A 14,709-nucleotide genomic window follows, 5' to 3' on the forward strand; every position below is an offset into this window, starting at 1 on the left:
AGATTAAAACAAAGTAACCAATAAAGAATAAGAGGTAACCCACCAAATAAATCACTACAGTTAGTGAAATGGCAACTAAGAAAGATAAATTATTTCCTCCTCCTCCAAAAGTTAATACAGCGCCCCAAAGTGTAACAATGATTCCTTGAATCATAACTAAAGGAACAGGGACTTCATGTGTATTCGTTTTACGTAAAAATTTTGGTAATAAACCTCTTTGTGCTGCTGCAAACATCCCTCTAGAAGGATCAACAACCCATGAACTCACTTCTCCCATAACCCCAAAGGCAATCATTAGTACAATCACTTTAACTAACCATCCCAAATGATGATTAAAATGTAAGATTAACGTTTGAAAAGTTTGAATTACCCCTGCACTTAATGATAACTCTTTTTGAGGAATAACTGCTGCTACAGAAAATCCACCTATGGCATCTAAAGAAATAGCCAAAATTACTAATAAAATCATTGCTAAGGGATAATTTCGTTTTGGATTTTCAAGTTCATTAATATGTGAAGCTGAGGCTTCTACCCCCATATAAGCCAGAATAAAAGAAACAAAAACTACTAAAGTTGATACTTGTGAAAAATCTGGTACAAAAGCATGGCTGTTAATTGGTATTTCTATAGGGTTGCCTCCGATAAAGTATGCCGCTGCCAATCCAAACAAGATAACCGATGGAATCACTATTCCAACTACAAAGCCGGCTTTTACTAATTTGGCAGTCCGTTGCGTCCCACCTAATTGAGAAAAAGTCAATCTCCAAAAAATGATTAGTAAACCAATAAATTTTATCAATGGATCTGTATTGAGCGCCTGAAAATTTAACACATAAGAGAGGGCCCCTAAAATGAAATAGATCATAGTGACAAAACCTACTGTAATTTGGAACCACTGAAAAAATATGGCTGCAAAACCAAAGCGCTCACCTAAAGTTTGACTGACCCAACTAAAGATTCCACCATTTTTCCAGCATTCAACCGTCGCCATTTCTGCTGCGCAGAGCGCTACAGGCAAAAACCATAGTAGTCCTCCGAGAAGTAAAAAGAACACCAAATGTAATTTTGACGTGGCAAAAGTCGGATACTCATAGACAGTCAAAACCATTGAAGCGGTTAATGCGAAAAAACCGAATAATGATAACTTTTTTTGATTCATCATACCTCCTTATATTTATGATTGAATTTTTTAAAAGACAAGTTATAATGCTTCAGACAACCTATCTTCACCCTCTAGTATATGCTCCAGAATAAAGAAAATCTCTTTTGAGCTGTTCAAATACTTTTCCATTTTATTCTGATAGAATTCTTTTATCTTCTTTCCTCCAAATTCTTCCAAAATCTCAAGAGCATAATTTATTTTTTCTTCCCCAACCCCTGCATTTTCAAAATTAAAAATAATGATAGCTCTAGCAAGATGTCTTAATACTTCTGAATATAAATCGACTCCCACAGTTCGATATTTTTTAGTCATTTCTAAAATATTTTCGGCTTTTTTTCTTTCTCCGTTGTCCGCGTATATCGCAACACTTTTATAGGCTATTTGCAATAGTCTCCTTCTATATTTTAAGACTCTACAGTAATTTTCACATCTTTTATCAAAATTAAAAAGCAGCAATTCTAATTGATTGACATTGAGATAATCAGATACAAAATAAAATAAAGTAAGTTCAAAATATCCCCACTCTTCAATATTGCAAAGATAAGCTTCAATTTCCTTAACTTCTGTCTGACTTATATTCCCAAGCTTCGTTTTCACAGTAATCGTCAGTAAATGATTCCCCGTTTCTTTGACTTCAGAATACAACTCTTTTATTTTATCTCGATTTTGGATAAATTCAGCTTTTTCCAATTCTAATATAAAAAATTCTTGGAAATTCGGCATATAATTATTTACTATCAATTCGTACTCAGATAACGGAACTTGCATTTCTTCTAACATCAAATCTATACGCTCAAAACTCATCATACATTTTCCATGTTCAAATCTAGATATATTTGAACGGTCTATTCCAAGTTTACTAAAGTATGATAACCCTAAATTCTTTTGGTTTCGCAACTTTTTAAAACAATCTCCATATTTTTTATACATCTTTAACATCCTCCAAACTATTATTTTTGTTTTTTTAAGGTTTATAACAGTTCATCAAGCATATTTTTTAATCAGTCTACCAATGTAGTTGTTATTTCTGTATTTAAGAAATTACGCAATTGAGATTATAACTTATTTAAGACTTAATCGTCAAATCTATACCAGTACAGATAAAAAAATATATCTCACATAATTTATTATAAAAACATTTATATTACTTTATATTTCTCTTAAAAGTTGATATAGAAAGACGTAAAAGCTTATACAAAGCTCATTATATACTTTGAAAGAGTTTTGATATAAGTATTTTGTTAAAATAATTATTATTAAAAAATATTGGAAATTATAACAGATTTAACTATACCAATTTCAAATTTTTTATAAGTAGCTAATTTTATAAAAAAACTCTGCTTATTAATTTTGTCATTTAGATTAACAATAAATTAGTTTATTATTAAAACCCGAATTGCTAGTTGATTATTTAGCCATGACTTGATACCCGATAGAATATCTTAAAGTCTCTGGTTCCAGTGATTTAGCTGATTTTAACAGTAAAGAATACGCTAAAAGTATCATCTCTAATTTCAATTGAAAACCCTGAGGCGAACGACTTTTACAACGCTCAGCTCCTAGATTTGTCAAAAAAGAGAAAACTCGCTCAATCACTTTTCTACGTTTTGAAAAATTAGGGAAAAGGATTTTCTTTTGCTTCATGTTCTTCCTGACAGGTGTCATTAGATCAATTCCTTTTAATTCCAGCCTATCATGCAGTGACTGACCTAAATATCCCATATCTCCAAGGACTGTTGGTGTCCCAAATTGACTCAACACTTCCTCGGTCATTGAACTATCAGCCATTGAAGCAGGAGTAATTGTGTAGTCTATGACATAGCCTGATTCACTGACTAAAGCATGACATTTACATCCATAGAAGTACTGTCCCTTTGTAGCATTGTAGCCAACATTTGCATAATCTCCAAGACCTTTGCTTCTGAAATTACGAATAGGCTGACAAAAAGGAATGGGGAAGCTGTCAATAATGGATACACTCATTCCTTCAACCTCTTTAAAGACGAGTGCTTGCGAATGACTTGGATACTCGGTAAGAGGGCATTACAACGGCGGACAAAGCGAGAATATTCTAGGAAATTAGGAAATAAACTTTGAGCCAATTGGTGCTTAGCTTTAATCGTTTCACTAAAATGCAGTACGCCCCATAGGTAACAAGCGATAACTAAGCAATCTGATGTTGCGAGATGGACGTTCTTTCGGTTTTGAACCTCAAGGGGAACCCTCGTTTGATAAAGCGTCTCAATGGTTGTCAGTAAATAAACAAAAACTTTTGGAAGTGTGCTATTATAAGTCATATAAGTCGTGCGCTTTCTAATGCTTAGTGGTTTAAGATTAGGATAGCACGACTTATTTATTTTCCAATGAACTTAACTAGCAATTCGGGTATTATTAAAAGACAGAAGATTAGTCTAGCAAATTAATTATTAGACTAGATTTTTGAAACCTTTGAAAATAATTACTGACAGACTTGTCAGCAAAAAAACGTGAACAAATATCGTTCACGTTTTACATTTTTTACTTACAGAATCTAATATTTGAAGTTGACCATCGATTTAATTGGTTCATAGGATTTCCGATGAATTCTTGTGATACCATATTTTGTCAGAGCTGCAAGATGTTTTGCTGTTCCATAGCCTGCATTATGTTCAAAATCATATTCTAGAAATTCTAAAGCGAAATCCTTCATCATTTCATCACGAGTCACTTTAGCTACAATTGATGCGGCCGCAATTGAAGCTGAACGAGCATCTCCATGAATGATTTTCGTCTGAGCAATGGGCAAATCTAAAACCATCGCATCTATTAAGAGATGTTCAGGTTTAAGAGATAATTTTGATACTGCTTGAATCATTGCAATTTTTGTCGCCTCATAAATATTTACTTCATCAATTTTTTCGGCATCAACAATACCAATTCCAATCGCTAGCGCTTTTTCTTGAATTTCAGATAGAATAGCATGATGCTTTGATTTTGGCACTTTTTTACTATCATTCAAACCACGAATTTTACAATTCTTTGGCAAAATTACTGCAGCTGTGACCACAGGACCAGCAAGGGCGCCACGTCCAACTTCATCAATCCCTGCAATTAGTTCAATTTCTTGACTATAAAGTTCTTTCTCAAATTCTAACATTTGTTCCAAACGTTCATCTTCTGCGCATTCTGCTAAAATTTGTTTTTTTCTACTTTTCAGAGCTGCTTGAACTCCTGCACGTTCGTCTGTTTCAAATTCTAAAAATTCTTTTGCTGACAAGTCTGTCAGTTCAGCTAACCGTGCCTTAATTTCTTTAATAGTCTGTCCCACTTTATTCACCAACTCTCAAAATTACTAACAACTTTCTTGTCAGTAATTTTACATAATATAATTTATGTCAATTACTACTGAGAGAACCAGCAGCAATTAACTATTTTTTTAATTAAAGTTCGTCAGTCCCAACTTCATCCAAGCAAAATAGTCCTAGTTTACCATCTCGGACATCTTTGACAAACATATTGTAGAAACGGTCATAATCATCACGGAATCCAAATCTAGCAGTCAATTCCATTATCAAATCTGGAATTTCAAGTTCCAAATCTTCTTCCGTCATTCGATAACGTTTCATTATCATAGAACGATAATTTTTCAAAAAATGATTTAAACCAAAAATAGTCACTTCATCCATTGGCAATAAGTCATCTTTGATTGCACCAGTCAAGGCCAATTTTAATCCGACAAGTTGGTCCTCAAATTTCGGCCACAAAATCCCCGGTGTATCCAATAATTCTAATTCTTTATTTGTTCGAATCCATTGCTGACCTTTAGTGACCCCTGGACGATTTCCTGTCACCGCAACTTTTTTACCTGCTAAACGGTTCATCAATGTTGATTTACCAGCATTTGGTATTCCAATAATCATAGTACGTAAAGTAGTATGAGCAATTCCACGCTCCTTATCATGAGCAACTTTGTCAGCCATTAATTTTTTAGCTGCGACGGTCAATCGCTTAGCCGTATATTCTTCCTTGGAATTGATAGCCAAAGTTACAAATCCTTGCCCGTCAAAATATTCAATCCACTCAGCTACCTTGCTTGAATCAGCCAGATCAGCCTTATTTAAAGCAATAATTCTTGGCTTATCCCCAATAATTTGCCCCAACATAGGATTACGTGAAGACATTGGCAAACGCGCATCAACCAATTCAATCACAAAATCAACATATTTTAAATTTTCCTGAACCTGACGACGGGCTTTGGACATATGTCCTGGAAACCATTGTATAACCATATTAATACTCCTCAAATTATCTGTACATCACTACAGCTTTTATATATTTTTAATTTCACATTCAGATAAGAATCAAGACTTAGCTGAGTTTTCATTCTATTAAAAGAATACAAGTTTGAATTCTAATTTCGTCCTCTTTTTAACAACCTAGCCAAAAGAATATAAAAAATGGACAAAGATTACCTTATCCATTTTATCATTTTTCAACTTTTTTTGTAATCCTCAATTTTCAGGATTCAGATTTTCCAATTTTTAATAAATCAAGACCCAAAGTTAATTCTCTTAAGACCTTTTTAAAAGCCTCTACAGAGAAAGATTGTGATGTTGTCAAAGTTAAGAAAGTTTCTCCCCGATCAGTAATCGTGTAGTCTGTATCATAAAAACCATTCTTTTGATAGAATTTTAGGCGTTTTACTCTCTGTTCATAATTATCCGCTTCTGGATCAAGTCTTTCAATATTCAACGTAATATTTTTATCTTGAAATTTTTCTTTTAACGTTTCTAAAATCGCTGAACCATAACCTTTAGACTGAACTTGATTATTAACTGCTAAATATAAAACAAAAATCATCTCTTCATGACTGACAAGATAAGAAATACCACAAAACTCATCATTTTGATAGTAAGCCCCAAAATACACATTTTTCTTTAAAGCCCAAAGTTTTAACAGCCAAATTGGATATTGTTCTTCTTTAGGAAAGGAATTTTTTACTAAATCTATGACTTGACGATATTCCGGTAAAGTTTTAGATACATTTTTTATTTCTAAATTCATCACTTCTCCTCTACTTTAAGGGTAATAAATTGATTATATCAAAAAAGATTTAGAGGTCATAATGAAGTCCTGTCAAAAAAGTAAATCTTCCCAAGCCATCATAAATTCTTAAAGCGTTTAATCATGAAGAAAAATGAAGCGCCTAAGAGAGCTAACGAACCTAAACTATAAGATAAAATACTAGTGCTTTCCCCAATATGTGGTAAACTTTTCGATTTTTTTTCAATAGCTATTATTTTTTGACTCTTGATATCTTTATCTATTGATGACTTCTTTTGGGCTTGGCTTTCAGTTAATTCACTACTGTGATTCAAAACTTTTGCATCACTATTCTTAGGCACCTGAGCGTTTGATGCGTCAGTTGTATTAATCTTGCTTATCCCATCTGTATCTTTCTTAACATAAAATTTGGCTTCACGTGTCTCTCCACCAATAAATGTTGGAGCATAAGAACCTTGACTCTTGTCTAAAACATAACCTTTTAGTGAGGCAATCTGGGTTTCAATTTCTGATTCATGTGATTTTAGCAAATGACCCGGAACATCTGTGATATCAAAGCTTTTAAGCACCTGACCGCTTGAGGAATCGATTATATTGACATTAATCGTTCCACTAGTTGCCCTCTTGACATAAAACTTAGCTTCACCTGTCTCTCCACCAATAAATGTTGGAGCATATGAACCTTGACTCTTGTCTAAAACATAACCTTTGAGTGAAGCAATCTGGGTTTCAATTTCTGATTCATGTGATTCTAACAAATGACCCGGAACATCTGTGATATCAAAGCTTTTAAGCACCTGACCGCTTGAGGAATCGATTATATTGACATTAATCGTTCCACTAGTTGCCCTCTTGACATAAAACTTAGCTTCAGCCGTTTCCCCGCCAACGAAATTTGGTGCATATGAACCTTGACTCGGATCTAGAATGTAACCTTTTAATGAAGCAATCTGGGATTCAATTTCTGACTCATGCACTTGCAGTTGAACATTTGAAAAATCTGTAATATCAAAACTTTTAAGCACTTGACCTGAAGATGAGTCAATAATACTTATTTCAATTGTTCCTTTTTTAGCTTGTTCGTTTCCATTTTCGATGGTAGTTGTACTCTCATCAGCATGGATGTTCTCGTGAATAAGAGTTTGTGGCCCTAAAATTGTCAATGCAATGACTCCATAAATTACCCATTTTTTCATTTTTTTGCTATTCATAGCTCTCTCCCAAAATGTCTTTTTGTGTTCAGTTTTTATAAGATTCAATTTTTGTAATAAATAATCATATATTTTTCGGACACTTTACGTTATTGTGTACAATAACACTGTCGATATTATATGCTTTTTTCTTAAATTGCAAAAATTTATGAATATTCTAATTTATAATTAAAACATAATTAATAATTATGCTTTTTTAATTTCTATATCCTTCAATCATTAGTAAAATAAAAGCAAGCCATTTGCATTATTTTGCAAGTTGCATTTATTTATAATTAAATAAATGCATTATGTTGCACAATCAAATAGTCTATGATATGATGATAAGTTAAGAAAGGAGAGCAAATGTTATTAGAAGAAAGACTATCACAAATTAGCCAAATCGTTGATGAACAAGGCAGTGCCACAATTGACTTTTTAGCTCAAAAACTTGAAGTTTCAAAAGATACAATTAGAAGAGATTTAATGAAATTAGAATCCAGAAAAAAATTGCATCGAGTTCATGGTGGAGCAATTCCAATCGGTAAAGAGGCTGAAATTTTAAATTATGAAGAACGCTCAAATATTTCCAGTAATCTAAAGAAAAAAATAGCAAGTAAAATAAAAAATCTCATTAAAGATCATAGCACTCTTATTTTTGATTCATCAACAACCGTCGAAGCTGCTATTAAACAACTTGATAACCTCTCTATCTCAACCATCACAAACTCCCTTACCAATGCAATATTACTTTCAAAGTATGAGAAGGCAACCGTACAACTTCTTCCAGGAAAATTAAACAAGAATCAACTATTCTTGTATGGCGCGGAGACTGTTGAAAAACTCTCTCAATACCAAGTGGATTTTACAATCTTAGTTGTTTTTGCTCTTTCTAATGATGGCTTATTTATTCATACGCAAGAGGAAGGTATTGTCAAAAGAAAAATGATTCAACAAGGTAAGCAAGTCATAGCACTAGCAGATCATACTAAACTTAATAAAGAAGGATTCTTTAAAATTTGTGATTTAAAAGAAATAGACTACCTCATTACTGATGAAAAAATTGAAGGTGAATTGATGAAAAATTTAAATGATAATAATGTGAAAGTAGTGACTATAAATAAATAAAGAAATTGTTTACGAAAGAATAAACGAACCAAAGCTCTTTAATAATGTTCCACCAGTTACACTAACGGACAAAACATTAGAGGAGCGAAAAGAAAAACTTTTATCAATAATGGCTAAAGAACAATATGATGCACTAATCATCTATGCGGACAAAGAACATGGCAGTAATTTTGAATACTTTACTGGCTTTATTCCGCGCTTTGAAGAAGGATTGCTCATTATTGATAAAAATGGTAAGGCCACGCTTGTTTTGGGTAATGAGAATTTAAAAATGTCTAAACACTCAAGAATTGGAGCTAACCTTATTCATTACCCTCAATTTTCTTTGCCAAATCAGCCCATGGATAACGAAAAAAATTTAACTCAAATTTTTAAAGAGTTAAAACTTTATAAAAACAAAAAAATCGGATTGATTGGTTGGAAGATGTTTACAACGCAAAATGAAGAACCTTCAGAATTATTTGATCTTCCCTATTTTATTGTAGATGCACTAAAGAATTCACTCTCAACAGATACAATTGTCACTAACGCTGCCCACCTTCTCATCGGTCCAAAAGGAATTCGAACAATAAACAATGCAAATGAACTCGCACATTATGAATATGGAGCAAATCTAGCCTCTCGGTGCATTCTAAATGCCATGAATCAGCTAAAAATAGGAATGCGAGAAACAGAAATTGGAGCACTCCTCTCTGATGAAGGCCAAGCTCATTCTGTGATTACAATTGCAGCTGCAGGAGAAAGATTTGAAAATGCCAACTTCTATCCAACCTATAAAAAAATAAAATTTGGAGAAGCAATCTCTATGACGACAGGTTTCAAAGGAGGATTATCTAGTCGGACTGGATTTTTAATCAATGAAGAAAGAGAATTGCCTGAAAATCAAAAAGACTATCTTGAGCGTGTAGTTATTCCCTATTATAAAGCTATTGTGGCATGGTTAGAAAATATTTCGCTAGGAATGTTAGGCGGAGAACTCTATGAAATCATTGATAAAACCTTACCAAAAGCTTCTTATCATTGGCACTTAAATCCTGGTCACTTTGTGGCCGATGAAGAATGGATGTCCTCATCTTTATCTAAAAATTCTCAAAGACAGATAGCTAGTGGCATGATCTTTCAGATTGATATTATCCCATCTGTTGCTGGTTATACTGGTGTAAGCGCTGAAGAATGTGTAGCCATAGCTGATCAGTCTCTTCAAAATGAATTGAAAGTAAAATATCCTGAACTTTGGGAACGAATTACAAGTGAGAAAGAACATAGTTCAGGTCAATTTGATGCCCTAAATACTCGGCTGTGATTTGAAATTCCATCAGTTGATTAGTCTTTTTTAACGCACCAAACAGGGGCATCAAGGGTTCTCGCACTCCAAAATCAATAGGACCAAACTTAATCTGTAAAATCACATTGTCAGAAAAATCACCATCAAGAGGCATGAAGTTTTCATAAGCTGCCTTAGCTCGGTCATTTTTACGATTCCGCCAATCAGTCTGAGAATTATATACAAAAGTTCGCCAAATGACAAGTCCATTATATTTTTCAAAAGCTTTCGCTAGCATATTGGCCCCGTCAGCATGATTTCGACCATATTGATAAGGACCAGGTTCGCCCTCAGAATCTGCCTTAACGACAAAACCACAAAAATCAGGAATAACTTCATAGATATGGTCAATGGTTTGTTGCCACCATGTATATACATTTTCATCCAAGGGGTCTGACGTTTTTAGCTCACCAATCAATTTTGGTGCTGCCCAATTAATGGCTAAGAAAGTCTTTAGACCAAAAGTAGCAAAAAGTTTAGCAATCTCCCCTACTTTCTCGATGTAAGGTGAGACAATCAAACTTGTTCCTAATCCTCGAACATTTACATTATTAAGCGAAATCGCATTAATTCCAATTGAAGCAAGAAAGCGAGCATACATTTTCAAGCGCGTGAAATCATTGCGAAAGATGTCTGTTCCAATATCTTTTACAGCAAAAGAACCTGTGTCTGTATTGTCATTTGAACCAAAGCGCCCAAAGAAAATAGACTCACCAGCATAGCCACGCTCAATAGTTCCATCCACTTGATCCCAATGATTAATCATTCGCAAAGATTGAGCAGGTGCTGATTTTTCAGATAAGTTGGCTCCTGACAGCTTTAAGCGCAAATAAGCATAAAATCCATAAAGCAAACCAACTGATGAAGTTCCAATTATCTCATTTTCTTTGACCTCATAGGCTTCCAAGTTAACATCTAGCTTACAATCTACTGACAAGACCACTGTTGCTTCTGACCTTTCTCCTGTCAGCTGACAACCTAACCATTCACAGATTTCTGAGCGCAAGCGAATCGTAATTTTATCCTCATACTCCAGATTCACATAGAAAATCTCATTGGTCAGTCGTTTTTTCAGTATTGAAGACTGCAACCACATTTCATCTATCGCCATTTCTTATCCCTTTCCATTTTGACAATAAGTTCAACTTCCACCAAAACCTGTTTTCACTCGCTTATCACGTGAATAATAAATATAAGCTTCATCATTAAGTTGAGCACCCAATAATTCGGGAATGGTCTTAAAAGTAAAATTTTCTTCCTCAAGATAATCTAAAATTTCTGGTAAAGCCAAAACATCTGCTTCTTGAAAATCATGCATCAAGACGATATCCCCATCTTTAGCTTTATGGATAGTTTCAACACATTTTGCTGGATTTCCATGGTCCCAACTCATCGTATCCAAAGACCAACAGATAAGCGGACGACGAATGATGTCTAAGGTATGATACTCACAATCCCCAAAAGGTGGACGAACAAAGTCAAGCTTCTCCCCTGTCAGTTCATAAAAAAGGTCATCTGTTTTGTTGAGTTCTGATAAGATTTCTTTATCTGATAAGTCGGTCAAATGACGATGATGATAAGTATGATTCCCGAAAGCGAAAAGTTCATTTTCTGCCGCTACTTTTAGAATTTCAGGATATTCTGCCATATGCACACCCCATATCATGAAAGTTGCTGGAATTTTTCGATTAGTCAGTTCATCAAGCACCCGAACTGTTTTTATTCCCCAAGGTCCGTCATCAAAAGTTAAGGCAATTTCTTTTGTCATTATTTTCTCCATTTTTTATAACCAATCTTTTTGATAATTTCCTGACAAAGCAAGGAGAGCAAAAAAGTAAAGAAGATTATCATAATAACGATACTTGCCTGTTCTAAGATTCAAATTCCAAAAATAGTTGAGATATTTCAAAGACAAAATGGAGTCAAAATCATTGGTGACAAGTGAAGCTTGAGCTAAAGTTGACCATAGACCAATCGGATGATGGACTTTTAGAGGTGGAAATCCTTCCGCGGTCTGTTCTTCTTTCCTTAAAGGCTGACCATCAATTTTAAAAACAGGAATTTCTTCATCATTTTCAAGATAAGGCTCAAAGAATTTTTGAATATTTACGGCAATCTGACTTTGTCCAAGCTCTTCGTGCTCCCAAAGCCAATCTAAACCAATATTAGCAACCGTCCGATAAGCATCGCTAAAGAAAGTCCAGTGACCATCAATATCATAGGGTTTTCCATCATAATCCGCATATTCTGGCGTAAGTCCAGTTTTAGCATTTGCTGATTTGAGCCAATACTTTCGTGCTTCTTCCTCAGCCTTCAGAAAAAAAGCTGAATCTTCTGGATTTCCATATTTGGCATAAAGCTGATAAAAATGTGGTAAATGATATGATGGATCAGTCATCTGGCGATTAGCAACAAACTTAATATAGGTGTTTTTTGGTTCAAACATGGGAAACCCATCCTGATTCTCCCCTTTATGAACTATTGCATGAAGTAAAGTTCTCGCCTCGTCCCCATATCCTTTGATTTTCCATCTTTTTTCGGCCAGCAATAATGCTGCTGCAAAATATTCTTCACCATCTGGTGCTGGACCGTCACTATTGGGATGACCATCTAGTCCACAAGACCAGATAAAATATCCTTCATTTTCATGTCCCGTGGGAAGCGTCATATAGCTTTTCACCCACTTCCATAAACGAGAAAAGATTTCTGGCTTGTCCAATTGCAAAGCAATCATCATTCCATAAGACATTCCTTCGGTTCTGACATCATCATTGCCTGTATCGACAATATAAGCCTTGTCTTCTTCTTCAAAATAGAGACGTTCAGGAGAATCTTGTCCAAAGAGAATTTCAAAGACTTTCTCTACTTTCTTGTCAATGGCTTCTTTTGAAGCGACTTTTAATAATAAGTTTTTCATCTTAACCTTTGACGCCTCCTGCTGTTCCTCCACCGACAATAAAACGAGAGAGAATCAGATAAACAATAATAATGGGTGCAATCGTAATCGAAAGACCAGAATACACTGCTCCCCACTCAACCGTATGACCTCCAGCTCCTAAAGCTGTCATTGTTTGTACCATCATTGGTAAGGTATAGAGATTTTTGTCAGAAATCAGCATCAAAGGCATTAAAAAGTTGTTCCAACTAAAGACAAAACCAAAAATTGCCATTGTTGCTAGACCTGGTTTCATCATTGGCAACATTACAGAATGAAAAATCTTAAGCTCACTCGCCCCATCAAGTCGAGCCGAATCTGCATAATCCTTATTGTAAACTGTTCCCATATACTCTACTAAGAAAAATATCGAAGCAGGCGCACACATTCCCGGTAAAATCAAGGGAATATAATTATCCAAAAGATTAAGCTGAATCATAAATTGATAGAAACCGACCATTGAAACTTGACCAGGAATCATAATCAAAGCAATTACAAAAGCATAAACCAAGCGTTTCGCTTTAAAATCATAAGCGACCAAAGCATAAGCCGCCAGTGCCGAACAATAAACAGACAAAGCCGTTGAAACCACAGCGATAAACGCCAAGTTAAACATTCCATGTCCTAAGTTAAAATCATAACTTAACAAAACTTTGATATTATGTCCTAGCGAACTCCCCGGCAAGAGAGAAACTCCGGTATTAAGCTGAACTACCGAACGTGTTGAATCTGCCAGCATGATTGCAAATGGCAAAAGACTCAAAAGCGTCAAAATACCAAAACAGATATAAATCAAAGTACGTCTGGCTCTTAGTGAACCTGTATAGCTTTTATTCATCAATCTTTACCTCCTACCAAATCCTTATTGCTTGTCCGTTCACGGAAGAAACGGAAAAGAGCAATAGAAACAATCGCCGCGATAATCAACAGAATCACTGATGCTGCAGCCGCAATTCCATAATTTCGGTATTGAAAGGCTTGATTGTAGATAAACATAGCAAGCGTATAAGTTGAATTTTGTGGACCACCTGAACCCGAAGACAAAAGATAAGGAATATCAAACACTTGTAAGCCACCAACAAAGCTGGTTACAAATGTGTACATGACAATCGGACGCAATAAAGGTAAAGTAATCTTTCTAAAAATCTGTCCGTCAGAAGCTCCATCTATCCGTGCCGCTTCAAACAAAGCATCATCAATCGAGGAAATCCCAGCGACAAGTACTATCGCCGTTGAACCTTACCACATCCAAAATTGTAAGAAGATGATAATACTTCTTGTCCCCCAAATAGACTGGAAGAAATTGAATGGATGACTGATAATATGCAGATTTGTGAGCAAAAGATTGGCTGGACCATTTGGATAACCAAAAATCCCCAAAAAGAGCGCCGCAATAGAAGCTACCATAATCATATTTGGCAGATAAAAAACTGTTTTCCAAAAGCTATTACCTTTTAGATTGAGCTTCCGATTAGTCCACCAAGCAGCAAGAATCAGAGCCATTAAAATTTGTGGTACAAAATTCATTCCCCACAAAAGTAAAGTGTTTTGAATACTCGTGATAAATAAAGGAGTATTCTTTAAAAGTGTAGAAAAGTTTCCTAAACCAACATTTGTGGCCTCGGAAAAAGTTTGAAAACCATTCATACTCGTAAAGCTAATCGCAATCGAATAAATAATTGGATAAAGTTGAAAGACGATAAATCCAACGAAAAAGGGAATTAAAAAGTAATAACCAAAACGGTTGTACATTTCAAAAAGTTTTTTCTTGGATGACTTCTTTTTGGTGTTTTCCATATCACCCTCCTCTAAAAAATAAAAGGGAAATTGAATAATGTTATTCACTCATCAGCAACTTATTTCCAATAAAAACTGGTAATAGCTTCAACTTAAAGCGAATATCTTTATTTATTTCCCTTATGTTTTA

At 34.7% G+C, this 14,709-nt stretch carries 10 protein-coding genes and 4 pseudogenes; 2 read left to right on the plus strand and 12 right to left on the minus strand.

All coding sequences use genetic code 11. The features are described 5' to 3' along the window. The 7 genes and pseudogenes from gadC to LLA01S_RS07390 all read right to left on the minus strand — a co-directional run. The coding region (gene gadC / locus LLA01S_RS07360; RefSeq protein ID WP_061778065.1) for a glutamate/gamma-aminobutyrate antiporter at positions 1 to 1,159 on the minus strand (1,159 nt) is incomplete at its 3' end. Between the two features lie 42 nt (positions 1,160 to 1,201). After that, positions 1,202 to 2,092: an Rgg/GadR/MutR family transcriptional regulator gene (locus LLA01S_RS07365; RefSeq protein ID WP_014572692.1), complete on the minus strand. Its 891-nt coding sequence runs from the start codon at positions 2,090 to 2,092 to the stop codon at positions 1,202 to 1,204. 477 nt (positions 2,093 to 2,569) lie between these two features. Continuing rightward, a pseudogene (locus tag LLA01S_RS12170) lies at positions 2,570 to 3,459 on the minus strand (IS982 family transposase). A gap of 233 nt (positions 3,460 to 3,692) precedes the next feature. Next, entirely contained in the window at positions 3,693 to 4,469 is a 777-nt protein-coding gene (rnhB, locus tag LLA01S_RS07375) for a ribonuclease HII (protein WP_031286419.1), read from the minus strand. Positions 4,470 to 4,581: 112 nt separating this feature from the next. Continuing rightward, positions 4,582 to 5,430, minus strand: coding sequence for a ribosome biogenesis GTPase YlqF (ylqF, locus tag LLA01S_RS07380; RefSeq protein ID WP_021165316.1), 849 nt, complete (start codon positions 5,428 to 5,430; stop codon positions 4,582 to 4,584). Positions 5,431 to 5,659: 229 nt separating this feature from the next. After that, entirely contained in the window at positions 5,660 to 6,205 is a 546-nt protein-coding gene (locus tag LLA01S_RS07385) for a GNAT family N-acetyltransferase (RefSeq protein ID WP_061778067.1), read from the minus strand. Positions 6,206 to 6,303: 98 nt separating this feature from the next. Then, positions 6,304 to 7,416 carry a hypothetical protein gene (locus tag LLA01S_RS07390; RefSeq protein WP_232034999.1) on the minus strand — a complete coding sequence of 371 codons (1,113 nt, stop codon included), beginning with the start codon at positions 7,414 to 7,416 and terminating at the stop codon, positions 6,304 to 6,306. 345 nt (positions 7,417 to 7,761) lie between these two features. Here LLA01S_RS07390 and LLA01S_RS07395 point away from each other — a divergent pair, with 345 nt between their 5' ends. Together LLA01S_RS07395 and LLA01S_RS07400 are read left to right on the plus strand one after the other, a co-directional pair. Then, the gene (locus LLA01S_RS07395) at positions 7,762 to 8,523 is read left to right on the plus strand and encodes a DeoR/GlpR family DNA-binding transcription regulator (protein WP_061778068.1); all 762 of its coding nucleotides are present in this window, start codon (positions 7,762 to 7,764) and stop codon (positions 8,521 to 8,523) included. Continuing rightward, positions 8,516 to 9,787, plus strand: a pseudogene (locus tag LLA01S_RS07400) (M24 family metallopeptidase); the annotation flags it as partial. The gene LLA01S_RS07395 and the pseudogene LLA01S_RS07400, both read left to right, overlap by 8 nt. On the opposite strand, the pseudogene LLA01S_RS07405 reads toward LLA01S_RS07400, so the two are convergent. The 5 genes and pseudogenes from LLA01S_RS07405 to LLA01S_RS07425 all read right to left on the minus strand — a co-directional run. Next, positions 9,780 to 10,958, minus strand: a pseudogene (locus LLA01S_RS07405) (alpha-glucuronidase); the annotation flags it as partial. The pseudogenes LLA01S_RS07400 and LLA01S_RS07405 sit on opposite strands and share 8 nt — an antisense overlap. 30 nt (positions 10,959 to 10,988) lie before the next feature. Continuing rightward, positions 10,989 to 11,615, minus strand: coding sequence for a polysaccharide deacetylase family protein (locus tag LLA01S_RS07410; protein ID WP_061778069.1), 627 nt, complete (start codon positions 11,613 to 11,615; stop codon positions 10,989 to 10,991). 15 nt (positions 11,616 to 11,630) lie between these two features. Continuing rightward, positions 11,631 to 12,764, minus strand: a complete 1,134-nt coding sequence (locus tag LLA01S_RS07415; protein WP_061778070.1) for a family 8 glycosyl hydrolase — start codon at positions 12,762 to 12,764, stop codon at positions 11,631 to 11,633. Between the two features lies 1 nt (position 12,765). Continuing rightward, complete coding sequence (locus LLA01S_RS07420; RefSeq protein WP_061778071.1) at positions 12,766 to 13,620, minus strand: carbohydrate ABC transporter permease; 855 nt, start codon at positions 13,618 to 13,620, stop codon at positions 12,766 to 12,768. Then, positions 13,620 to 14,579 (minus strand): annotated as a pseudogene (locus LLA01S_RS07425) (carbohydrate ABC transporter permease). The gene LLA01S_RS07420 and the pseudogene LLA01S_RS07425 overlap by 1 nt, the downstream one beginning before the upstream one ends. Positions 14,580 to 14,709: the final 130 nt, after the last annotated feature.

The sequence above is a fragment of the Lactococcus cremoris subsp. cremoris NBRC 100676 genome, assembly GCF_001591705.1.
GTDB lineage: Bacteria > Bacillota > Bacilli > Lactobacillales > Streptococcaceae > Lactococcus > Lactococcus cremoris.

Excerpts from the sequence above, each read along its gene's own strand:
- LLA01S_RS07415 (WP_061778070.1), bottom strand. The coding sequence starts at position 12,764 with ATGAAAAACTTATTATTAAAAGTCGCTTCAAAAGAAGCCATTGACAAG.
- LLA01S_RS07410 (WP_061778069.1), bottom strand. The coding sequence starts at position 11,615 with ATGACAAAAGAAATTGCCTTAACTTTTGATGACGGACCTTGGGGAATA.
- LLA01S_RS07420 (WP_061778071.1), bottom strand. The coding sequence starts at position 13,620 with ATGAATAAAAGCTATACAGGTTCACTAAGAGCCAGACGTACTTTGATT.
- LLA01S_RS07395 (WP_061778068.1), top strand. The coding sequence starts at position 7,762 with ATGTTATTAGAAGAAAGACTATCACAAATTAGCCAAATCGTTGATGAA.
- ylqF (WP_021165316.1), bottom strand. The coding sequence starts at position 5,430 with ATGGTTATACAATGGTTTCCAGGACATATGTCCAAAGCCCGTCGTCAG.
- LLA01S_RS07390 (WP_232034999.1), bottom strand. The coding sequence starts at position 7,416 with ATGAATAGCAAAAAAATGAAAAAATGGGTAATTTATGGAGTCATTGCA.
- LLA01S_RS07365 (WP_014572692.1), bottom strand. The coding sequence starts at position 2,092 with ATGTATAAAAAATATGGAGATTGTTTTAAAAAGTTGCGAAACCAAAAG.
- LLA01S_RS07385 (WP_061778067.1), bottom strand. The coding sequence starts at position 6,205 with ATGAATTTAGAAATAAAAAATGTATCTAAAACTTTACCGGAATATCGT.